This window comes from Altericroceibacterium spongiae (genome assembly GCF_003610805.1).
GTDB lineage: Bacteria > Pseudomonadota > Alphaproteobacteria > Sphingomonadales > Sphingomonadaceae > Altericroceibacterium > Altericroceibacterium spongiae.
In genome coordinates, this window is record NZ_RAPF01000012.1 from 26,602 (window position 1) to 49,404 (window position 22,803).

Here is a 22,803-nt window from a genome sequence, read left to right on the forward strand (position 1 = left end):
ATCGCCCGAAAAGCCGGTGTCGCTCTGTTCGCCTTGTCGGCTGCGCAAATGGCGTGTCTGCCTGCACAGGCCAATGTCGGTGGCGAGTTGAACGAATTTTTTGACGATCTTGGCGGCGCTGCAAACGCTTCCGGACCATCAGCATATAAGGGCCAATCGGCCGGCTATTATACGGGTGGCAATGTCTGGACGCGGTTTCCGCAAAAAACGGTTAACCCGGTCAATTTGCAACTGCCGAGTGCGACGGCAGGATGCGGGGGCATCGACTTGTTCGGCGGTAGCTTCTCCTTCATCAATTCGGATGAAATGGTGGCTATGCTGAAGAGCGTTGCCAATAACGCGTTGGGATTTGCCTTTCAGCTCGCGATAAAATCGATCAGCCCGATGATTTCATCGACGATTGAGGACTTTGCGCAAAAGGCGCAACAGATGAACCAGTTCAACATGAACTCATGTGAATTGGCGCAGGGCCTGGTCGGCGGTCTCTGGGGTAAAAGTGACAGCCGAAATTCGGAAGTTTGCAAAGCCATAGCCAATAGCCAGGGCTGGGCGACTGACTGGGCTAAATCCCGGCAGAACTGTAACGCCGGTGGCGAACGCAGCGATATCCTTGCGTCGAATACGGACGATTCTATTCCGTCGGACTCGTATAATTACACATGGTATATGCTCAATAAGAGCTATCCGGGATTTGATCGGCAGTTCAAAGAGTATTTAATGACGCTGGTCGGAACGGTGATTTATACCAAACCGGTCGATGGCAGCGGTAAACCTTCTTATGATTACATCGGGTCTGGTGATCGCGCGGCAATGACCGCGCTTCTCGATGGATCTTCAGATACAGAGATCCTTCGTTGTGATTCCACGGCGCAGTGCCTTAATCCGACTTATGCAAATCTAACGATTTCGGAAAATCAGGCTCTAAAGCCTCGGGTTCGGAAAATGATTACTTCGATGATGACCAAAGCCCATACGGACGAGGCTTTGTCAGCCGATGAAGTAGCGTTGCTCGGTGCAACCTCGATTCCATTGTATAAGATCATCACGGTCAATGCCGCCGCGCAATATGGAGGCCTGTCGGATGGACAGATTGACGAGCTGGCCGAGATTGTTGGCATTGATTTGCTTCAGACCGTGCTGAGAGAATTCACCAGCTATGTTTTGCGCGGCAAGGCAAGTTTTCATAACGCTGACGATGAAACGCTGGGTCAATGGCGGGAACAACTGACCAGAGCGGACGAAGTCATGCGTGACTATGGGAAAACTCTCAATGATCGGCTGACGCATACGATGGCGATTGTTGATCGCACAGTGTTTCTCGAACGCACTTTGCGAAACAGCGTTTCGCCGCAGATGTCAGCGGCGCTTGGGTTTCGCTCAGGCATGGTTTCGCAAGGTCTGAATTAAGGAAGTCGCCATGATGGAAGTGTTCACGATCGGCGGCGGTGAATATATCGTCAATGTCTTCAATGCCGTTGCGGCCTGGACGGGTGGAGGTGGTTTTGGCTCACTGATCCGTGTCGTGATGGTTATGGGGCTGGCTTACTCCTTAATAATTGTTGCTTTCACACAGGACTGGAAAGCATGGTTGAACTGGTTTCTCGGCGCGACCTTGATGTATTCGGCGCTGATTGTGCCGACCGTATCGGTAAAGGTTACAGACCGCATTAATCCGTCCCTTGCTCCGGCTACAGTGGCGAATGTGCCGGTCGGGCTGGCAGTCATGGCGTCATTTACATCGCGCGTCGGAGACTGGCTTACAAGGCAGTCAGAGACAGTATTTGTAATGCCCGATGCTTTGCAACTGAGCACCAATGGAATCATTTATGGTGCCCGTCTTTACGACAAGACACAGGACTTTAAATTCCGTGATCCGGTCGTTCGCGCCAATCTGAACGAGTATTTCAAGCAATGTTTGTTTTATGATTTTTTTCTTGGACATAAACCGGTCGATGACGTCACCAGCGCGCCGAACATTCTGGACGCCATAGGTCCTGGCTCCGAAGCGCGGGCCATGCGCTATTTTAGTGCAGACGGATCGTCGGACATTGTCACGTGCCGCACTGCGTATAACACTTTGAGTGGCGCCGGCGGTGTTCCTCAATGGGCCGATAATGAACTGACGAAGCTCGCGCCGTCGATTTTCCCGAACAAAACGGCCGCGGCGGCAAAGGCTAAGCTTATCGAAGATCTTCCAGTCGTGGCGCAGGCGTTCCACGGCAGCGCTGACAGCGCGGTGCATATCTTTGAGCAGCGGGCTTTGACCGATGCTTTTCTCGAAGCGCGTGCCAATCTGTCATCGGATGGGGGTGATACGTTCGCTATGCTTCGGGCTGAAGCGCAGGCGCGCAACACTTATACCTCGATCGCGCAACAGGCGATGACATGGGTTCCGTTGCTCAATATTGTGCTCACGGTCGTCTTTTATGCGATGTTCCCGGTAATTTTCCCTCTGTTCCTGATTCCGAAAACCGGGCCTCTGGCGCTGAGGGGTTATGTGACAGGCTTCTTCTATCTTGCGGCCTGGGGTCCGCTCTATGCCGTCCTGCACATGTTCATCATGGACAGGACCGCAAATTCGATGGCGGCTACGGCGCCCGATGGCTTCACTATGGCAACGGTTGAGGCGATTGACCATGTCAATGCTGACACAGCCACGATTGCCGGCTTTCTTATGATGTCCGTACCTTTTCTTGCAGCGGGACTGGCCAGAGGTGCCATGGCGGTGTCGAGCCAGGCGACCTCGATGCTTGCGCCGGCACAGGCTGCGGCCGAAGCGGCCGCGGTCGAACGGACCACGGGCAATTATGCGTATGGCAATCAGAGCTATCAGAACCTCTCGGCCAACATGGTGCAAAGAGATTCCTGGGACGTAGCTCCGAAATTTCAGGGCGGTTACGGGCAGATGGGGTTCACCCATGCCGATGGAACGAAATCGTCCTTTACGGCCGATGGTACGCGTGTGGAGGATTCGAGCGGTGGTATGAGCCGTTTTGGGTTTTCTGCCACCTCGATGTTCTCTCATTCGGCCGATGTTCAACAGGCCGCGTCTGAGCTGAAGACCCGCCGTGATGCTGTTATGGCGCAAAAGGCTGAGCAGGAATCCATTCTTCGCTCGGAACGCGCTATCGCGACACAAGGCAGCCGATCCTCGGCCGGATGGGAATCGAGCAAAGGCCATGCGACCGACACCAATCAGAGCCGTTTTGCCAAAGATCACAGGGCAGAATCGAATGCGCTTCGTCACTCCGAAGATCGGTCGAGTAAAAATACGCATGAAAACATAGATCAAAGTACAGATAACTATTCGCGAGGCTTGAGTGCTGGTTTAAATGTCAGTGGTGGTCTTGGGGCAGGTAGTAAGGGCGCTGGGGGTCACATCGGTGCTGACGCAAATGCTGGCGGTTCAATAAGCAGGACCTGGTCTGATCAGGATATTGAAAATCTAACAGACTCCGAAACAGCCGGGGTAAGTGATAGTGGGGAAGCGTCGTATACGACAGGTAGTGACACCGGCACCAACATCACGTCGAATGAAGGGACATATGCGAAAGATGGAACCTTCGCGCGTGGTGAATCCTATTCTGAACAGAGCCACACAAGCGAAGTGGCCAATCAAAAGCTTCAATCACTGACGCATCAATTAAATGAAATTGATGAGGCGGCCCGTTCTCTTGGCATTACATGGACCGATCGGGAAAGCAGTGGCTATTCGATTAACCAGGATATGTCTCAGATACTGGAAAGCCGTTATTATGATATGAAGAACAGTGGCGAGTTCGCTCAGCTCTCGGCTCCTGACTTGCGCAGAACGGATCTTAACCCTCAGGAAATGGCCGCGCGCAATGTGATTATTGACCGGGTAATTTCCGATTATGTCGATGAGCAAATGGCCCCGGTTCGTGACGAAATGATCGAGCCTGCCGATGCGATGGGTACGGTTGAAGGCCCAGGAAACTTTTCTGCGCGAGATTTACAGGCCCCGCGAGTGGCGTCGGGTCTGAGTTCCGGAGCCGGTAATCAGAGGATGAATACTGTTGATGGACAAACCGATGATATAGCCAAACGGCATATGGACGCTTTGGATCAACGAAACAGCTCCCTGCGTGACCGGGAGCAGTCATATCAAACGCGGTATAATGCCGCGCGCAATAAGCCGATAAAAAGCGAAGAATAACAAAGCACTAAATCATTAGTGATATTGGCTTTCTGATGTAAGTAAAATTACACCAGAAAGCCGATTACTAGAATCGTTGTGATTGTCGTCATCCAAATAGCAACAATGATGTTCAGCGTCTTATCACTGATATTCAATTTGCTGTAGGTGGAATTATTCTTGTGATATTTGCGGATACCAAGCTCATTTTCACCAACCAAATGGTGCGCGCCGTCAAATCCTGTTGGATTGTTGGGCCCAATAACACCGTCGCCATAAGTGCCGCGGCTTACATCGTCATAGTCCATAACATTGATCCTCCCGTGCTGTGTTGAGGAAAATAAATCGTCTGACATCGCAGATGACCAGGATGTCGATCCATAGTGGTCGTTGAAACTGTTAAAATCACTGCTCCGCCCAAAATCGTCACCAATGCTGTGGCCTGTAGGGTTATTCGGGCCATAAAAACCGTCGCCATAGGCGCCATGGTCTATACCGGTCTCGAAAGAGCCACCAAAACGATCATCGTTCAGCATAAAAGCCTCCTGATACGAGCGAAAATAAAGTCTCATTGTTAATTTAGCACAAACTGCACCGAAATGAAATGTTCCGGGTTTGTGCTAAATTAATGTGCGGACGACTAGAATCGGATCAGTTTTGTTGCGGGAAATATTGGGAGTGGCGCTATCAAAATGGAACCGAAGGGCGAATAATAGCAGGCTGAACGATAATGGCTTTTGAAACTGTGGCATATCGAGACAGTAAGGGCGGCCTCCATACCACTGCGGAAAGAGCGACGTTATACGATCTTGCACATGTGCTCGGCAGAGTTGGGGAAGAAGGCGGCATGACCGAAGGCGTTGCCAGATTGATTTTTGAAAAGCGCTCTGAAATTGAGCGCGTCTTCGCAGAACACGACGCTATGCTCGGGGCCGCAAAAAATGAAAAACTCTGAAGAACTTTATATGGAATTACGCCGTGCCATTATGGGCGGTGTCATTTCGGCCGGTGCGTTAAGCTCGCAGGAAATTGCTGACGATTATGGCGTTAGCCAGCGCCAGGCCCTTCAGGTGCTCAATACTCTGGCTTCAGACGGGTATTTGCGAAAGACAAGAACACAGTTTTTCGTGACAGAGTGGTCGGCCGGGCAGGTGACAGAGTGGCTGGACATGCTAACGCATATGGTCTCCATGGGAGCCATCAGGCATTCTCTCAATCTCAATGATGACATATCGCAGCTCGCTACCATCCGTGAAGCTATGATGGATCTCGATGTCAGTGATGAAGAGTATTACCTCAAGCTTATCAATTATATTTCTATCCTCCTCGGCGCCCCTCGCTCTCGTCTGGCAGAGCTTACCCGAAGACTTGTGCCATCTGCGTTTCTCAGACTTGTCTGGACGGCCGATATCATTCATTCGACGGGGCCTGTCTGGCTCCCATTTATGGAAGAGCTGGAAGAAGCCATTCGTAGCGCATCGCGCGTTGCAATTGATGAGACAATCAGAAGCCATATGCATGACCTGGCGCCAGGGATCGAGACCGCTCGTGCAAACAGGTTCAAGATCATTCCGGACAAAGGCTCACATATGAGCAAGAGCACCGTGCGCGAACATGATTTAAGTGACCAGCTTACACCCATGGGGGCGCCGCGGCGTTCGTTCTTCCTGCTGTGTGGCTTCGATGATCGTAAGAAAACAGCGGTAAGTCCGTCACTTTCTTAACGGTTCAAGCAGACGCTATCTGCGCACGGGCATGTAACTGGAATCTGATGAATGGCTTTATTGTTTCTTTTGGCGGTGTTCCTTGCCTGGCCAACTTTTGGTCTCTCAATCGTCGCTTTTTTTGTTTATGTTGCAATGAAAGACTATTATGAGAAAAAATCCCTAATAGATAACGCCAACAAGGAAAACACCGCGAAGGAAGTGTCATCAGGGGACAGTTATTATCCCTCTTGGGTGACATATCGGCCGGAGGTAGAACGTTTTTTTGAACTGGTGCTCCAAGTTGCACGAGATAGTGGTGTTCCGGAATTATACTTACGCGGAATTCTTTCAAATCAAGATGTTTTCAAAAGCTTTGTGATTTTGGCCGGGGCGATGGAGCGGCAAGGTGCTTCGTTCATTGAACAACAGATGACCGTGGCGTCAAAACTTGTCGAGTTGTGGGAGCGAGATACAGCTTCCTCCCGGCCGTGACCGTAAAGGCATGCCTGTTGGCGGTTCATCGTCATTCTCGCGGGAGATACCGTCCAGCACCCGGCAGTTATCAACTCGCGGAACGCCTCGCCGTTTGTTTGGCAGCAACGGAATAGGGGAAAGAATGAACGCAATTGATAAGATTATGCGACTAGACGTCGCCAAGTGGATCACCCATCAGATTGAGGATTTGCCTGATGCCGGAAAGTTTCGGGCATCAAGCGCGATTCGATCGCTTGATTGGGCTAGCAAGAACTATGCATCTGGGATGCCAATACCCGCTACATATTTTGCGCTTCACGCAACCGAGGAGGCTGTTGCCGCTTTTGTCTCCTGCGCCAAAAAACGTGGTTATGGTAATGACGCTAAAATTAATTTGAGAGATCATAAAGCAAAGGCTACCGTCTCTTTATTAGCCCAGAAAACGTGTGATTTCGTTAGCAGCTTCGATCCTGCGATCGCACTCAACCCCGACCTCAACCAAATCGTGGCCCGTTTCACGGTAGATGGTCAGGTCCACTATCAGCCAGCATCGACCAACTTGTTCCATTTCACACAAGGAAAAGATGGAGATCGTAAGGAGGATTTTTTTGATGAACTTGTTGAAGATTTTGGCAATATCGAGACCTTGAAGAAGACTGTGATTAAAGGCCAAGAAGCAAGGAACGAAATTCTCTATGCTACGGACAAGGGGTACCCGACTGGATTCATCCACCCGGAGGAATCACTTCGGCGGGAGTGCCTACTAACTCTAGGTTTGATTTGGGCTGCTCTCGATATAGTTCGGAGCGAAAGAGGGAGCATCGCATTGATCGTGCAGGCTCTCAGGACTGCAACTCTCGTGATCGAAAGTATGTCGTCGAAAAATCATTGCAAACGCTTGGAAGGACCAGTTTCCAATCGACCATAGCCCGTAATTTCAGTGCCATAATTGAACACGGCATTACGCCCTGGCGGGTTTCGGGCGTTTGCCGGCAAAGATCTCAACCATCCGCGATTGATGCTTGCTGATCCTGTATCGCAGTGTTGCAAAGCCATATTTCACCTGCCGGGACAATGGCTCGGTCGATCTCTGAGTTCAGGATTGCGTCAACGATTTTATTAGCAATATCAATCATATGAGCTGAATAAGTCTCATTAAAGTGATCGCTCCAATGATAAATAAAGGCGAGTTTCGTTTGATTGATATATTCGTTAAGCAAAACTGGACTGTTTACGGCCGCGATGATGGGAAGAAAGATTTTCTGGATAGCGAGTGCTATGCTTAGCCCATCGAGCCCTTTGGAGACACGGTGTAACTCCTTTTGACGATAGGTCAGGTCGTCAAAAACAGGGGTGTTCTTGAGCGCTTTCATTCGCACGAGCGCTGCGGTTAATAATGTCGAGATACTTTCTAAGTGTAACGACATCGATTGATCGGTGAAATTGCCCCACACAAATTCGGCATGGACGATTTCGATAAAGCCCTGCGAACGCAGCTCATGAAAAGCCAGATGACCCCACTCAACATCGCCCGCTCCGATCTGAGAAACGAGAAGCGGTGTGACCACTTCTCTCAAACCGGAATATTCACGAATGACTTTCCATCGGAGCGATTCAATGCGGGGATCGGCCGACGCGGCGAGACAATCGAGAGCTTTGAAAAAGTCGGTTGCGGTAGTCATGGTTTGCAATAGAGGGAACAACCGGATGGATCAACGTTGTTGATTTTCCTCCGGCCACCCGTCGGGACACGTTGGGTAAACAGGGCCACCGATCACACCGCGATATGCTGGGATGATATTATCGGGTGGAGATCCGTCCATGATCTGCCACCAGCGCCACATCATACTTTCGGTAGTCGATAATTCATTCACTCGCCGGCAGGCTTCTTCGACGGGCTCTATATCGTCCGGCAATATGCCGGTATTATCGTATTTATAGACGGCTTGAGCCAGAAGCTTCAGGTCGTCGTAAAATGTTGCAATGCTCAAGGCTTGCCCCCTGATAAACAAGAAAATTACACCGACCCGTTGCGTTATCAACGTAAGGATTAAGGCGAAAATTTGGTGTTTTCAAGAAGGCTGCAAATTAAAATATTGTGTGCGTTATTTATGCAAATTAGTACGTAATGCATACCATGATTAAAACATTCTTAACCACCGTATATACAGCAATTCACGCGATATAATGGTCATGAACCGAAAACGCTTTGTTCCATTTTCCTTTAATATAGAAATGGTGTAATTCTTCCAAAAATGGTAGAAGGTGGAATATGAGCCTTAACATTAAGAACCCGGAAGCCCATCGTCTTGCTGCAGCGATTGCCAGGGCGACCGGGCAGAGCATGACGCGCGTTGTCACAGATGCTCTTCGCGAACGATATGTGCGAACATTCCGCAGTGAAAAAAAGGCAAGTGTGGATGAGCTTATGACGATTGCAGAAAGGGCGTCCGCCCATCGTAAACGCCCATATGCGGATCATGCCGAGCTGCTTTACGATCAGCACGGCTTGCCAAAATGATTGTCGATACGTCCGCGGTGGTTGCAGTCCTATATGGCGAACCGGAATCGCGGGATTTTGTGCAGGTCGGCATTATGGCGCTGTGGAACCGGCTAAAGGTCGGCGATGTCAGGCGCAATGACAGAGCGTTCCGTCGGTCCTGCATTGTAGGATGGATTTTCCCCAGAACCAAAGACCAAGTTCTTGCAACAGGATAGGCGGTTCTGTCTATTTGACGGATGGGATACACGAATCTCCGGACGAACCTGGAAAGCAAATTTGCTGACTGGCTAGGCGAGCGTCAAACTATCGAAAAAGATATCGAAGATATTGAAGCCGCGTATGCGAAGCTCGACGAGAAACGTGAGCGTCTAGAGAAGGTCGAACTCCTTCTTGAGAGCGCAAAGGTAATCATGGGAGAGATCGCCCCGGGATGGAACCCGAAGTCGGTGCGGCCAAGCAGGAAGTTTGTTTCCAAGCTTCCTTTCGACTCCGGCGAAGTTACGCGAATGGCATTCGACGTCATGCGGGAAGAGAGTCGCGAAATGCGGACCGTTGAAATCGCGCGCCTCGTTGTGCAGCGAAAAGGACTGGATCCAAAGGAGCGCGACTTGGTTGCTCGAGTGAAGACTGCCATCGATGCAAGTCTACGCGCAAAGCAGGGCAAGTTTGTCGATTGCACCGAGGGTTACGGTAGGAAGTGGTTTATTCTCCCAGCCGGCGCCTCGAAGGCATCTAGCCTGTAAGGTAGGCTATAGCGTCATCCCCGTCCTGATCATTAGCCGGATAAGGACCAACCCTCTTTGACTTGCGACCTTGCCAATATCCGACGAGCGTCTTTGAGGGTGGCGTGCGACCAATGGTCGAGATCATTAGATGCAGATGCTCACCATTGGACCTGCGGCGGTATTGCTCCCTCCATCCCAGTTCCATCGCGTATCGATGAATATGGGCACCAGAGATATGCTTGTGAACGCCTCGCTCGGCACAGCGCATCCTCTCGAATAAACTCTCGGCCATATTGGTGCAGGCACCGTCCTTCGAGAAGTGCTCCGAGTGGTTGATCCGCTTTGTATCGAAGAGCATGTGCAGAGGCTCCCACTGGGGGCTCATATCCGCATGGACGACGGTATCCGGCAGTAGAGTATCTCGTGCGATTTCGATAGCGTCACCCTCCTTGCCAAGCAGGAAGGTGCGCAGACGTCCGATGACGCCCGCTTCGTGATCGTCACGCTCCCGCATGACGACGATGAGCTTTTGCTTCTTCTTCGCTGCCGCCTTGTGCTTCTTCTTGAACTCGGCCCACAGCTCTTTGGAATTGGGCAGGCGGGGAAGGCTGCCGCCGAACACGGCGCCATCAATCTCGACCACACCGCCAAGCTGCACCGCTTCGGCATCCTTGCCCATAGCGTCCCGAACTTTATGCAGCAGCACCCAGGCCGATTTGTAGCTGATATCGATTTCTCGCGAGAGCCGGCAAGCAGCCACACCCATCACCCCGTTGGCGAAGATCGCGCAGGCTGTGAGGATCTTTCGGAACGAGAGCTTGCGGTCCTTGAATATCGTATGGCTAGTCACGCTGAATTGCGCCCGGCACGCCTTGTCCGAGCATGTCCAGCGGCGGTTCTTGCGGATCACCCAAACATCGGTGCAGCCGCATTCCGGGCAGATCGGATTTCCGCCGTTGGCCTCCCAGATGATGCTCTTGAATTTCTCATGGGCAGAGTCCTCCGACATTTCGGCGACGGTGAGAAGACTCATCGACCGGCATTGTGGAGAAAGGAGGAAGTGCTGCGCCATAGGTTCTGGTAGTGAATACCAGCATATATGGTGGTATGACGGGCCTGTCGAGAGAAAATACCATCATTTTTGATAGCGTTCGCCTTCAGTATCATATGCATCGCCGGTTGGCGTAGCGCAATCTACGTCCTACAAGGCTCCCAAAGGAGGAACCGCGTCGATGGCAAATGACGAGAAAGTCTGGGAAGCTCTTGCTAAAAACACCCTTCGCGCAGCGATGATGCAGCGGGGTGTTTCCTATGCCGTCTTAGCCGAGCGGCTCGAGGAAATAGGCGTGCGCGACAACGAGGTAAACTTGCGGAATAAGGTTGCCCGCGGTCGTTTCACTGCGGTGTTTCTGATGCAGTGTCTGAAGGCTCTCGATGCGGAATGGATACACATTCCTGGATCCCTAGACGAGGCAACTGGCAAGCAGGGCGCTCAGCATCTCGCCAAGAAATCCAGAACACCTGACTAAAGCTCGAGTGTCCTGGATGCATCTGGAAGTGTGATTGCATCTTACGGTGCTAAACAAACCCTCCATCGACGCCTTCCTGCAGCGTCCGACCGACTATGGTTCGAGGTAAGTTCACCCCAGAGGCCGGACCGGCATGTGATCATAAAACACATATACTAATCATCGCATTTGCAGATAGCGCACATTCCATCCTATAATCCCCGCAACGTAGGAACCGCAGGCAACCGCCGGCCATTGTTCTGCCTACGTTCCGGGAGAATGATATGCTTGATGACCAGTCCCAGAATGGCTTCGACTTCGGCGAAGGGCCGGACGTTGGAAGCGTCAAGGATGAGGTTCGCAGGCAACCTACGGCAATCTCGCTCTTCTCGGGCGGCGGCGGTCTCGACGTTGGTTTCCACCAGGCCGGATATCGCACACTTGCGTGCATCGAAATCGATGATCAGGCCTGCTTAACCCTCGAAGCGAACCGGGACCGCTATTTCCCCGGAGCTGAGATCATCAACGCTGACGTCACCGAAGTCGACAAGGATGAGCTGATGGCTCGGCACGGATTAAAGCCGGGTGAGTTGGACGTCCTCTACGGGGGGCCGCCTTGCCAGTCCTTCAGCCAGATCGGCAAGAAGGACAATCTGAACGACTTGCGCGGCCGTCTCCTTTTCGCCATGGTCGACTATGCCCGTATTCTCCAGCCCAAGACCATTCTCATCGAGAACGTCAAAGCGCTGCAGTCCGCACCCGATCTCAATGGTGTTCGTGGCGGCGCGCTTCGGCAGTTGCGGAAAGCGCTAGAAGATCTGGGATACGCAGTCGCATGCCGCGTCATCAATTCCGCTGAATTTGGGGTGGCGCAACTTCGTCAGCGCATTTTCATCATCGCAACCAAAGGCGATGCCTTTTCTTTTCCTCCGCCCAAACACGAGCCCGATAGCTTCAGGACTGTGGGTGAAGCGATCTCCGGTCTCCCCAAGCCAGTCGCGAAGGGCAAGACGCCCAAGTTCGCGAATCACATCGATGTGACGCCTGATGGCGATAAGCATCGGATCAGCTTCGTCAGCGAAGGTAAGTTCCTGGCTAAGATGGAAGACGCGCCGATCGAGGTTAAGGGACGACTTGCCAAGAAGGACACTACCAAATTTCTGCGCCTCGGACGAAAGAAGCAAAGCAACACTCTGCGCTGTGGAGAAATCTTCTTCCATCCCACACAGGATCGCTATCTGACGCCCCGCGAATATATGCGACTGCACGGGTTCCCGGATGATTACATTCTACAAGGTCCGATCCGCGGTAGGTCGGGTTCGGTTAAGAACCTAGACCAGCATCGCCAGATCGCCAATTCGGTGCCGCCGCCTGTGGCACGGGCGCTGGCTGCAGCGCTGGCCGAGTTTCTCCAAGAAACGGCCGCCTGAAGGGGACGACAACGTGGACGAGCTCTATGACGCCGTGCGCGCTCTCTATGCGGATGAGGGCGCCGGCTACTGCTTTCCGCCAGACAAGCTTTGGGAGTATATCGATCCAAACGACCTGGATAGGACTCCCCACGCATTGATTAATATCCTTAAGAAGGAAGATTACATCGTCGGAACCGGCGGGAGCACAAAAGCAATCACTCCGGCGCGGAAGGGAGCCCCGGTCACTGAATATACCTTCGGCCCGTCGATTGACAGAAACTCGCTGGCGATCGTGCAGGCAAACCGGGCTGGAGCAACCCAGTCGACCACAAGTCCTTCCAGCCAATCTGCCGCCACGGTCACCGCGAACCCGAACGGAACATATCCGCTGGAACAGCCGCTGCAACGGATCGTATACGGATGCCCCGGGTCGGGGAAAAGTCATCTTGTCAATGAGGAGGCCAAGAAGGCCCATTTCACTGTCAGGACAGTATTTTTCCAGGAGACGAGCTATTACGACTTCGTAGGCGGTCTGAGGCCGCAGTCGATTTATCGGGTCACCGACGAGCCTTCATCATACATCGGCTCGACGATCGATGTCCCAGGTGAGCCGGTCATTCAATACGTTGTCCAGCCAGGCGCTTTCCTCAAGGCATACAGGCTCGCATGTGACTTCCCCGACAAGTCGGTGGTTCTGATTATCGAGGAACTCAGTCGCGCTGTGGCGGCCCACGTAATGGGGGACGTTCTACAGTTGCTCGACAGGATCGAGGACGGACCGGAAACCGGACTAAGCGTCTACGACGTAGACGCGAGGCCGGACATCGAATCCTGGCTTTTGCTCAACGAAGTCCAACATGCAAACGTCGACGCAGGAAAACTTCGCCTGCCAGCCAACCTATACATTTGGGCCACTATGAACAGGGCCGACCAGAACGCCCGTCAGCTGGACGCCGCCTTCCTCCGCCGCTGGTCGAAGACTTATGTTTCGTATCTCGAAGGAAGCAGCTTCGACGATATTCCCGTTCGCTACGGCGGTCAGGACGTCGCGTGGAGCGTCCTGCGGAACGCCGTCAACAAGCGGCTTCTCGACGCCGGGGGCATAGCTGAAGACAAGTTCGTCGGCGCCTACATGATCTCGGCGCGGAAGCTAACCGATCCGAACGCGGTATTCGAAGAGCTCTGGGGCTATCTCTGGAACGACGTTCTCAAGACAAGAGCCCCGCAGATATTCGTTGACTGCGCGACTCTCGCGGAGGTTCGGGAGAAATGGAAGGCCGGAGAGGGTTCCGTCATCGGGCCTCTCTCTAACTGATCTATGCCTGACGGCTTCGGCATATTATCGGAAGGCAGCGTCGCTTCGGAGGCCGACTGGATATCGAACTTCGATGGCGATCGGTCTGTATTCTCATCCTTGCTCTCTGACGGGATACTCAGAAATACTGGCACCGTGCGCGGAAAGCGCCAGTTCTCTCTCAATTTCGTGGGCGTGCTTGCGGCAGGACGTTCGGTCTGGTTCTCCTTCCCGAAGGCCAGTCGAGCGCACAGGATGGAAGACGCCGACCTCATCCTGCAAACAATAATCGACTATCGGCATCGCACCGATCGCACGCGCTCATCGGCCGACTTCTCGCAAGACGCTGATCGAATGAAGATCGGAACGATCGTGGACACATTCAAAGCGCTGACGACATGGACACTAGATCGCGGCTTCCATCACGAGGCGGTGGTTCAGAATAGAATGGTGCTCGAGGCGATCGATTGGGATCGAACGATCAGCTCGACGCCGGCAATGCATTCTAACGGCTCAGTCGTGTATCCCGCCCCCGTAACCCGGATCAATTCATCCGCGATAAGTTCACTAGCCGAGATCCAGGCAATCGCGCTCCTTGATTTACAGAAGCGGCTTGGCCCCTTCGCTGACTTGTTAGCACCAAGTTCGACAGACCTCTGGCACGAATGCCATAAGATCCTCGATCAAGGCGACGCTATCGCGATTCCGGACCTGATAGAAAGCAGCATCGACGATTACGCAGCGACGACAAACCGCGACGAGGATATAGAGCTCATCGCATTGCTACGCGACTGGACAACCGAAACTTGGTCCGCTGGCTCTTCGGTCATGGCATATGGCATTTCGTCCTTCCATACAGTCTGGGAAGACATCTGCGTCAGGACCATGGCGAACCTAGGCAGTCCGATATCGCATGCAGAAGTGGCTAGTCAGCCAGCTTACCTTATCAATGGGCACGAATTCAGCCTCACGCCGCAGCGTCCTGACATCCTTCTCGACCGGTCGGGACGGATCATACTCGCCGACGCAAAATGGTATTTGCTGGACGCGAACTCTCTTCCACAAACGCCTGACGCGATAAAGCAGTTCGCCTACGAACTTTCGATAAGAGAAGATCTGCATGTGGAAACGAACATGCTAATGCTGCCGACTGAAGACCACGATACTTGGGTCCTCGCCGGTATGCTGCATATGGCACAATCTGGAAGCCACGATCACAGGTTTAGGACCGTTTCCGTCATCGCGCTGAACTGGAAGCATCTGTCTCGCCTCTATGTGCGGCGGGAGGGGCTGGGGAACGACTTCATCGCGCAACTGACTGCGCTCGTTGCATCCAACCAGCAGATCCCCGTATTGAAAGCCTAGATGGCCGATACGGTGGACCCGGCCACGCGATCAGAAGTGATGCACCGTCTGCGATCGCGAGTGATCTCTCCCTGCTAGGCGCTAATTGGTTCCACAGCGCCATAATGCCGGTGCAGGTGATACACGATGCAGAGTATTGCCGCATCAGCGTTGCCAGCTATCTCGAACTTTCGATGGTAATAGAAATGCAATTGGGCCCACATGGTATGCGCCAGGCGGAAATGTTTCTTCGCCGCGCAGAGTTTCACATCGAGCCCGTGTCGGTCGAGCAGGGCGAGCTGGCGCGCCAGGCCTTTCTCGATTTCGGCAAAGGCCGGCATAAAGCCAGTTTGAATTTCGGAGACTGCTTCTCTTATGCTCTGGCGAAAGAGAAAAACGAACCGTTGCTTTTCAAAGGCAAGGATTTTGCTTTTACAGACGTACCGAGGGTAATGTGACGGAAAGATCAGAGAAAATGCCAGGCGAATATCTTAATGATGAAACGTCAGGACGGATTTTCCTTTTGTTCTGGCCCGCAGCTACGGCGTATTTTACCTATTTTCTCGACGCATCGCTGCCTCTCGTTTTGGCGGCGATGGGAATAGTCTTATTCCCGGTATTCAATACTTTCTTCACGGTCCATACTAAATGGCCGGCCACCATTTTAAGCCTGCTGGCAATATCTGTCTTTGTCGTTCTAGGGTTGAGAGAACAGCTTGTCTGGTATGGTTGGCTCGATCTTGGCGTTATTCTCTTAGGATATGGAGGCATCCTGGCACTCAACCTGCGCCGCGCAGATGCTCTTCCTTTTTTACCAGCTCTGTTGTGCGGAATAATACTGATCTTAAGCAATTTACCTGAACGCTTCCATGAGGGTCTATCGCCTATAGGTAATCTTGCTTAGCGGCTGCTGCGCCGAACAGATTGTTTAACCGTCAGAACAACGTCGCATTGTTGGAAAAAGGATTATTTGCCCGACGCAGCGCAATGAACATAGCATTGTCCTATTAAGTAATCAAAGAGATTGATGCCTATATTTTATGTAACCGTTATTTGACTGGCTGGCTGTTAAGATCGTAAATCCGTTAATTGCGAAAATCCCAGCGTAGCACTGTCCGCGTGTCGAGCATTGCCTGCGACAGATCTCGGCCATCCTTTAATTTGCAGCGTGCTACAATCCGGTCATAGCTCTGGCCAAGATTTTGGCATTGCATTGACGGATATCGTACTATGATGTGCCCAGTCTTCCACTTGCCTTTTGGGCCTCCAAGAAGATCGACTAATGCATCGCGCGCTTCTTCGGCCGATGCGGCCGGGCAGGGCTGTCCGGGCCGACAAGATCCATCCATTTCCCGCGCCGCAATCCCTTCCAGACGGATCTTTGGGCCTTCCCTGCACCACAGCGCACCATCTCCATCCCACACTGCCATAGGCGTACAGATAAATGTAAGAGCTGTTACGAGGGTCAAGGGTGTTCTCTCTTTTTGTTAGCTGAGGAACAGGCCGAGGCAGCCGACAAAGATTGCCATGCCGCCAAACACGACATTCAGGATGGAGAGCCGTCTCGCAACATGCCCATAACTCAGGCGCCTGCGTGATTTATACATTCCGCTTTCCAGACCGCATGTTCCGTTCCAGAAATCGGTAAGCCCATAAATTATGATTGCCCAGGCTACCCATATGACGAAGGTCTTTGCAGTGATAATATGGGCAAAGCCGGCAAAGAGCGTAAATGCTGTTACTGGAAACATGGCGAACCGGGTCAGATCTATTAGACTTAGCACCCTGACTTTATTGGATGTTTGCAGCCGAATGATCGGCCGTTTACATGTATCGCAGTCAGTTAAAAAAGCGCCTTTAGGCCATGTGGCAATGCTCGACAGGCAATAGGGGCATAAGTGGTTGTTGCCATAACGCCTTTTGCGCAGAACTGATGCAGAATCTATGGACGCGCTTGTTGAAGTTGATTTCTTTTGGTTTCTGAGCGCAAATCGCTTGAACGGTCCCATTATAGGCCTCGCTCTAGGTTTCGCTCAGGCAGATTGACTTCCTTTTCAGCAGGCTTCCCGTTCTGGCGCTCCTGGCCGGCCTCCTTGCCGTGTGTGAGCATCTTCATGGCTTTGCTGAGGTTGGCCTTATCTGCGGTGCTGAGTGTTTGTTCGTCGGCTTTGATTTTTCCTGTGGCTTCAAGGGAACTCGCCTTGTCCCCCGGATTCCGCTCGATCGAACCAATGAGCTTCTGTGTGTCGTCTGTATAAATATCGATATTTTCTCTGACGCGCGTCGCCATCACATGAAAAAGGCGTTGGTTTGAAAGATGTTTTTCAGCGGAGTGCATGACACCGATGCCCATCGTCGTTGTCATCCCTTGAGCCTGGTGCATGTTGATAGCGTAGGCAAGGCCAAGGCGTTCGAGCATCTTGTCTCCGGCCTTCAAGTCCAGTTGCTCGCCTTTGGCTCTCTGGACACGGATCATCTCGTCGGTAATCGACAGCACTTTAGCCTGTTCGGAGTTAAGCAAGCCTCTGTCTTTGTCATTGGAAGTCCAGACGATCTTATCGCCTTCGTGGAGTTGAATGTTCTCGCGATGCGACAATTTCATGGAATCTGTCCGATCCTCAGGATCGATCTTTCGGGGATCGAATTTAACCAGCTTTCCGGAGGCGCTGCGCAGCTCAACACTGTTGCGCTTGGCAGCAAGGACTTCGTATCGTCCCCTGTCGAGGCCTGCGGGCTTGGTATTGCGCACAACGTCGAGAACCTGGCCTGGACGATAGGTATGGGCGTAGCGATACTCTTCGCGAAGCGTGTTGGCCGCTACCAGAGTGGTAACGGGCATTGATTGTGATCCAATACCACCTTCCTGCTTCAATCCTTGCTGAACCAGCTCGTTCAATTCTTTGCGCGCTGAGCGTCCGGAAGCATATAAAGTGGTCTGGTCACGGTCTTCCGGCGCGAGTGAAAGCCATTTCTTCGCAGCAAGAGTCACATGGTTATCGCTGTTCTCCTTGGCCTGTGTCACCCTGTTTCCCAGCACGGAAAAAGCGGTTTTGATTTGGCCTTCGCGCGTCAACGCCGCAACCTGTTTCATATGTTCTGTCGTCTGCCGGTGGCTGGTAGCAATATTAGCCGCGCTTGGTTCGTGAGCCTGTATAATACTGAACGCTTTACCTGCTTCAATCGACTGCAACTGCTTTCTGTCACCGATGAGCACCAGCCTTTCTACATTGAGCTTGTTGGCGATGGTGACGACATCATTCATGGCTTTATTGGCCACGAGCGATGCTTCATCCAAAACAAGTATCTTGTTTTGGAGTGTGGCCTTCGATTGTTCGAACCTCTCACCTTCGCCCTGCCGGGCTGCGCGAATATGCTGGTGGACGAACGAGGAAACTGTCTGAGCCTCGACACCCGCCTCGTCTCGAAGCGTACCAACCATGGTATTGGCAAACGCAAGCCCCAGCACCTCGCGCCCCTCTTCCTGTGCGACGTTCTTCAGTGTTCGGATCAAGGTCGTTTTCCCGCCACCTGCCACACCTTGAACCACAGCTATTCGGTCCTGAATGGACAATGCCAGCGTCGCAGCGCCAAGTTGCTCTCCGTTAAGAGGTTTATCGCCGGCAGCGCTTTGCAAACGCTGAGCAGCTTCAGATGCGGGAATTATTGGCTGCGATGCATTTCGGCCTTTATCGATGCCATCGAGTAGCTTTTGTTCCTGGGAGATATGTTCGGGCGTGGTGACATAGGTATAGGCTCCATCCAGTCTCTTCGACACTTCGGGAACAAGCTCACCTTTTTGCAGCAACGTATCGATGCGTGTTGAAATACGATCAATGGTTACGCCTTTAAGGCCAAGATTGGCCGCGGTGGCGGCAAGCTTGCCTGTGTTGAACACGGCTTCGTTTTGTCCTTCAATTCTGACAGCGGAAGCTACCGCCAATTCTGTTCTCAGAGCGCTTGGGGTAAGTGACAGGCGTCTGATGCCATCGGTCGTGAGCGGATCTCGGGCGTGCATATAGTCGCCTATCAAATGGCGCGCTTCAGAGAGGATCGACCGTAAATTGTGTGGTGAACCGATGGGTTGCTGACTACCAACTCGATGACCGGGCGATGCTGTACTTTGCTCGGGCGTTTGCTTGACAGCGTTCGATTTGAGTTGTTCGATCTTGGCCAGATGGCTGGCCGATCGATCGGCCCATTCCTTTCTCAATGCCTCACGATCATCGAGATTGATTTTAGGATTGCGTGTGGCTTTCACGATCGGTTCTAGGGCAGCGTGATCCTTTGGATCGATCCCTTTTGCCTTCGCGGTGTCGAGCACTTGCTGGCGCCTTTGACTGAATTCTTCAATCAGCTCCTTTGGGACACCGGCGATTTCAAACTGACCATGTTTGCCGGTGAGATCGGTTTGATAACCAAGGGCTTCCAGCTTATCGCGAAATTCTGCGTGATATGCGGCTCCGAGGGTGGTGTTATTCTCCCATAATGCGCTGTTGCGGAGTGCTCGCCAGTCTCCATCCTTGTTTTGTGTAAGGTTGGCGATAATCACATGAATGTGCCCCTGCGGGTCCAGTTCACGGCTCGTATCGTGCTGAAACATGGCGTAGAGAAGATTGCCGGTTTTGACCGGCTCACCATTGCGCGACCTCGAATAATCTCGCGTTTCGGCAAAGTTCTTTTCCGCCCATTTCATCGTGGCTTTAACAGCTTCAAAATGAGCTGCGAGCACACGTTCATCTTTGGCTACATAGGCCATGATGCTGGCCGATTTGGGCATTGAAAAGGTGAAATCGTCACTGATGCGACGCTGGGTGTTTTCACTTCCGACTTTGGTACCATCTGGCAAAATACCGTTGAGGATATTTTCGAAATCAGCTTTGCTGACTTCGCCGGAAAGGTTCAGTTTCTTCGCCGCTTCGCCGCCCCAAAGACTTGCTTCAGAGGACTGCTCTTGTGTGTAGTAATTATCTTTGGCGAAATAAGATGCAGCGCCGCTAGACGATTTGACGGCAGACATGGAGATCATGGCTTACCTCTCAATCTCAGGATCGTTGTCTTTTTCAGTTCCGAAGCCGTGGCGCTCTTCCTTCAGGGCCTGGGATTCATGGTGAGATGTTTTGTTAATCGCGGGTCGGTCGCGGCGCAGAAATGTATTGCGTAAGGCCGCCGCTTCGCGTTCTGAACGGATCATACTTTCAGTACGCATTTCTGTTTGTGCTTCGTCATCATTATCGCCTGCACGGTGAGGTACTGAATGTAGCTCCGTTCTGTCTCCCTCAGTAATGATAGAAGAAGGTTCCGGCTCGGCATGATCGAACTCAGTCTGGCTCTCGATCTCTGTATCGGTGTTGATTTCGCCGCGCTCAAGATCCTCTGACGGCCTGTTGCCGGGCCCCTCTCCCTCACGGCCTTCGAAACCGCCTTCTTGGTCAATGTCTTCGGGCGGCTCATATTTTGCAGCACGGCGATTTTTTACGGGCACGAAGCCCTCTGCAACAATCGGATAATCCTGCACGCGCAATTTGATCCGTGCGGCCGGAAACCCATCCGGAAACTTCACATAACCGTGAAGTGAAGGAAGATTCATTATGTCGTCTGCAATAACCAGCGGCTCGACTTCTGTCCGTGGCGTGATGGTGGATGCATCACGGGTATCGTTAGCTCCATAGCTGTAGGCTTCGTCCATCTGACGAACTTCGCGATGACCAATGAAGTCAGATGCTTTCTCACCGGTTTCTTTATCGGCCGTAGCGAGGATGAGTTTCGTTCGTGCGAGGGACGTGAGGTTGGTGGCACCGTTCTCGCCATATGTCTCAGCAAGTTTACTGAAACTATGCATACCCAGGACGAAGGCACCGCCCACGGCACGGGCGGTTTGCAATCCATGTTCGATCGCAGGCAATCGGTGAAGTGAATGGACCTCGTCCAGCAGGAACCATGTCCGTAAACTTTGTGTTCTGCCCAGCCTGAACAGGGCATTCACTGCAAGGTCCATCCAGAGCGTCAGCAATGGACGATTCAAAACGAGATCCGGATGGGTTGACGTCATGAAAAGGATTGATCCTTCCTTGATGTCCGTTGTCATCCAGTCATTTATTGAAAAAGGCTTCTGAGCCCCCACAGGATCGGGCAGGAAGCGCAATGCGTTGGCGTTGGTATTGAACGTTGCCCGAATGCTCTCGGCCATCTTGGCGGCCTGTGTGGCGACGAGAGGCGCGGCTACGGTATTTTCAAGTGTCTTACTGATTGTATTAAGGTCAGCGTGCATCAGATGGTGGGCCAGCGCGCCGTTTGTCATCTGCCTGCGGTGCTTAAGCTTCATGCACATTTCGACGAATAATGTGCGTGCGGCTTTTTGCCAGAAATCATCTTCCGAAGGCCCGCTTGGAATAAGCGCGTCGGCTCCCGATAGAAACTCCGAATAGGTCTCACAATCGTTGAAGATGGTCCATGGCTCGCAGCGTTGATCCATCGGGTTCAAAATGACATCGGTTTCGGGATTATAGAAAGTTTCGACGAACGATCCGGTCAGATCGAAGATCACCAGTCGATGACCCCTTGCGCGTGCCTGAAGGACCAGCCTTCGAAGCTCGGTCGTCTTCCCTGTCCCGGTTGTCCCGATGAACATTGCATGGCTTTGTTCAAGGCCCCAGGGGACGGGAATGCCGGCGAGACGATATGGCATGTGATACCCTCGCCGGACGCGCTCTTCGAGAGGCAGCGCAAGGACCTCTTTCGGTTTGAGGTGCGGAATGATTTTGGCGCATTGCTCCTTGAATTTTTTGGTGTTGTATCGGCCCACTTCGGAGGCAAGTTCCTCGGCGGGTATAAGGAGCGCGCCGCGCTCATGACGTTCGGTCAGAATGTCTCGTCCGCGGCGGGTCGAAAAATTGAAAAACCAGAGCGTAAAAGGAATGCAAATGACACAGGCAGTGACGATAGAAGCGATGAGGATATTCTTCGCTTTCATCCATGCCATTTGCACAGCCGGATGATGAGCGACCCAGCTTATTTCACTCCGGACTTCACTTCCGTTCGGAATCGTTAAATTGACGACCTTGTGCGGGTCCAGATCCATGAAGGCCCAAAGCTCGGAATAGAGCTTCATAATGATGAGCTGAGTCTCGTGATTGGCGAGATAGAAATAGGTGAGGCCACAGAGCGAGATAATGAAAGTGGCACACCATATGTAAAAGGGCACTCGAAGGCCCGCCCAGGTCATGCGCATTTCGTGACTGAAGAGCTGTGATCCACGCGTAAAATTATTCGCGTTTCGCTTTACCTTTCCGCGTGCGGAACGATGCTGCAACGTAACGGCTTTGTTGCTGAACCGGATGTCCTTACGCATGGTGTTCATCCACATGCGACCGGGCCAGTTTATCGATGCGTGCGAAGAGCTCTGGCTCATCCTCCTGGAGATGCAAAGTCATGGCCAGATAGATCGTTTCGAGCAGCAGGAGTACCCGGCTCAAATCCACGCCAGTCTTGTTCTTATAAAATGGCAGGCCTGCGTTGATCAATGACCGACAAACATCGGAAACACTTTGCTCATTTTCACGGCAAAGCGCCTCAATCTCACGCATGGTTTGCGGATCAAGGCGCAGCGTAATTTGAATACGCTTTGTGTTTTTCATAAAACCAAACTCCATAAAAAGAGTCTGGTTCGGATATCGCGAGAGAG

The 22,803-nt window shown here is 52.4% G+C and carries 22 protein-coding genes; 14 read left to right on the forward strand and 8 right to left on the reverse strand.

Annotation, left to right across the window (positions count from 1 at the left end):
• Nucleotides 1–48: 48 nt before the first annotated feature.
• Complete coding sequence (locus tag D6851_RS15755) at nucleotides 49–1,407, forward strand: conjugal transfer protein TraH (RefSeq protein WP_238474157.1); 1,359 nt, start codon at nucleotides 49–51, stop codon at nucleotides 1,405–1,407.
• A gap of 10 nt (nucleotides 1,408–1,417) precedes the next feature.
• Nucleotides 1,418–4,177 (forward strand): conjugal transfer protein TraG N-terminal domain-containing protein, encoded by a 2,760-nt coding sequence (locus D6851_RS15760; RefSeq protein WP_120325867.1) that lies wholly within the window; start codon nucleotides 1,418–1,420, stop codon nucleotides 4,175–4,177.
• Between the two features lie 47 nt (nucleotides 4,178–4,224).
• On the opposite strand, the gene D6851_RS15765 is transcribed toward D6851_RS15760, so the two are convergent.
• Complete coding sequence (locus D6851_RS15765) at nucleotides 4,225–4,692, reverse strand: hypothetical protein (RefSeq protein ID WP_147395502.1); 468 nt, start codon at nucleotides 4,690–4,692, stop codon at nucleotides 4,225–4,227.
• Between the two features lie 194 nt (nucleotides 4,693–4,886).
• Here D6851_RS15765 and D6851_RS15770 point away from each other — a divergent pair, with 194 nt between their 5' ends.
• The 4 genes from D6851_RS15770 (at nucleotide 4,887) to D6851_RS15785 (ending at nucleotide 7,264) form a co-directional block, all read left to right on the forward strand.
• Nucleotides 4,887–5,111, forward strand: coding sequence for a hypothetical protein (locus D6851_RS15770; RefSeq protein ID WP_120325869.1), 225 nt, complete (start codon nucleotides 4,887–4,889; stop codon nucleotides 5,109–5,111).
• Nucleotides 5,098–5,880 carry a GntR family transcriptional regulator gene (locus D6851_RS15775; RefSeq protein WP_120325870.1) on the forward strand — a complete coding sequence of 261 codons (783 nt, stop codon included), beginning with the start codon at nucleotides 5,098–5,100 and terminating at the stop codon, nucleotides 5,878–5,880. Before D6851_RS15770 ends, D6851_RS15775 begins: the two co-directional genes overlap by 14 nt.
• Nucleotides 5,881–5,931: 51 nt before the next feature.
• Nucleotides 5,932–6,354, forward strand: coding sequence for a hypothetical protein (locus tag D6851_RS17585; protein ID WP_147395503.1), 423 nt, complete (start codon nucleotides 5,932–5,934; stop codon nucleotides 6,352–6,354).
• Between the two features lie 124 nt (nucleotides 6,355–6,478).
• Complete coding sequence (locus D6851_RS15785) at nucleotides 6,479–7,264, forward strand: hypothetical protein (RefSeq protein WP_183030142.1); 786 nt, start codon at nucleotides 6,479–6,481, stop codon at nucleotides 7,262–7,264.
• 73 nt (nucleotides 7,265–7,337) lie between these two features.
• On the opposite strand, the gene D6851_RS15790 is transcribed toward D6851_RS15785, so the two are convergent.
• A complete protein-coding gene (locus D6851_RS15790; protein ID WP_120325873.1) occupies nucleotides 7,338–8,018 on the reverse strand; it encodes a hypothetical protein in 681 nt (226 codons plus the stop codon).
• A gap of 30 nt (nucleotides 8,019–8,048) precedes the next feature.
• Nucleotides 8,049–8,327 (reverse strand): hypothetical protein, encoded by a 279-nt coding sequence (locus D6851_RS15795; protein ID WP_120325874.1) that lies wholly within the window; start codon nucleotides 8,325–8,327, stop codon nucleotides 8,049–8,051.
• Between the two features lie 281 nt (nucleotides 8,328–8,608).
• Here D6851_RS15795 and D6851_RS15800 point away from each other — a divergent pair, with 281 nt between their 5' ends.
• Nucleotides 8,609–8,857, forward strand: a complete 249-nt coding sequence (locus tag D6851_RS15800) for a type II toxin-antitoxin system VapB family antitoxin (RefSeq protein WP_120325875.1) — start codon at nucleotides 8,609–8,611, stop codon at nucleotides 8,855–8,857.
• Between the two features lie 218 nt (nucleotides 8,858–9,075).
• Nucleotides 9,076–9,582, forward strand: coding sequence for a hypothetical protein (locus tag D6851_RS15810; RefSeq protein WP_120325877.1), 507 nt, complete (start codon nucleotides 9,076–9,078; stop codon nucleotides 9,580–9,582).
• On the opposite strand, the gene D6851_RS15815 is transcribed toward D6851_RS15810, so the two are convergent.
• Entirely contained in the window at nucleotides 9,572–10,597 is a 1,026-nt protein-coding gene (locus D6851_RS15815) for an IS1595 family transposase (RefSeq protein ID WP_183030136.1), read from the reverse strand. The genes D6851_RS15810 and D6851_RS15815 overlap by 11 nt on opposite strands.
• A gap of 199 nt (nucleotides 10,598–10,796) precedes the next feature.
• On the opposite strand from D6851_RS15815, the gene D6851_RS15820 reads away from it, so the two are divergent.
• The 6 genes from D6851_RS15820 to D6851_RS15845 all read left to right on the forward strand — a co-directional run bounded on the left by D6851_RS15820 (nucleotide 10,797) and on the right by D6851_RS15845 (nucleotide 16,026).
• The gene (locus tag D6851_RS15820; RefSeq protein ID WP_183030137.1) at nucleotides 10,797–11,093 is read left to right on the forward strand and encodes a DUF6471 domain-containing protein; all 297 of its coding nucleotides are present in this window, start codon (nucleotides 10,797–10,799) and stop codon (nucleotides 11,091–11,093) included.
• 263 nt (nucleotides 11,094–11,356) lie between these two features.
• Entirely contained in the window at nucleotides 11,357–12,502 is a 1,146-nt protein-coding gene (locus D6851_RS15825; protein ID WP_120325879.1) for a DNA cytosine methyltransferase, read from the forward strand.
• Nucleotides 12,503–12,515: 13 nt separating this feature from the next.
• Nucleotides 12,516–13,799, forward strand: a complete 1,284-nt coding sequence (locus D6851_RS17830) for an AAA family ATPase (protein ID WP_183030138.1) — start codon at nucleotides 12,516–12,518, stop codon at nucleotides 13,797–13,799.
• A 3-nt stretch (nucleotides 13,800–13,802) separates the two neighbouring features.
• Nucleotides 13,803–15,143, forward strand: a complete 1,341-nt coding sequence (locus D6851_RS15835) for an LlaJI family restriction endonuclease (RefSeq protein WP_120325881.1) — start codon at nucleotides 13,803–13,805, stop codon at nucleotides 15,141–15,143.
• Between the two features lie 104 nt (nucleotides 15,144–15,247).
• Complete coding sequence (locus tag D6851_RS15840) at nucleotides 15,248–15,580, forward strand: type II toxin-antitoxin system VapC family toxin (RefSeq protein WP_120325882.1); 333 nt, start codon at nucleotides 15,248–15,250, stop codon at nucleotides 15,578–15,580.
• Between the two features lie 17 nt (nucleotides 15,581–15,597).
• Nucleotides 15,598–16,026 carry a hypothetical protein gene (locus D6851_RS15845; protein ID WP_120325883.1) on the forward strand — a complete coding sequence of 143 codons (429 nt, stop codon included), beginning with the start codon at nucleotides 15,598–15,600 and terminating at the stop codon, nucleotides 16,024–16,026.
• A gap of 583 nt (nucleotides 16,027–16,609) precedes the next feature.
• On the opposite strand, the gene D6851_RS17590 is transcribed toward D6851_RS15845, so the two are convergent.
• Genes D6851_RS17590 through D6851_RS15870 form a run of 4 tightly spaced genes read right to left on the reverse strand, consistent with a single transcriptional unit; the run spans nucleotide 16,610 to nucleotide 22,756 of the window.
• Nucleotides 16,610–17,131 carry a hypothetical protein gene (locus D6851_RS17590; protein WP_147395504.1) on the reverse strand — a complete coding sequence of 174 codons (522 nt, stop codon included), beginning with the start codon at nucleotides 17,129–17,131 and terminating at the stop codon, nucleotides 16,610–16,612.
• On the reverse strand, nucleotides 17,131–20,148 hold the full coding sequence (mobF, locus tag D6851_RS15860) for a MobF family relaxase (protein ID WP_120325886.1): 3,018 nt from the start codon (nucleotides 20,146–20,148) through the stop codon (nucleotides 17,131–17,133). Before mobF ends, D6851_RS17590 begins: the two co-directional genes overlap by 1 nt.
• Nucleotides 20,149–20,151: 3 nt before the next feature.
• Complete coding sequence (locus D6851_RS15865; RefSeq protein WP_238474158.1) at nucleotides 20,152–22,485, reverse strand: type IV secretion system DNA-binding domain-containing protein; 2,334 nt, start codon at nucleotides 22,483–22,485, stop codon at nucleotides 20,152–20,154.
• Nucleotides 22,463–22,756, reverse strand: a complete 294-nt coding sequence (locus D6851_RS15870) for a ribbon-helix-helix protein, CopG family (protein ID WP_183030139.1) — start codon at nucleotides 22,754–22,756, stop codon at nucleotides 22,463–22,465. Before D6851_RS15870 ends, D6851_RS15865 begins: the two co-directional genes overlap by 23 nt.
• Nucleotides 22,757–22,803 lie beyond the last annotated feature (47 nt).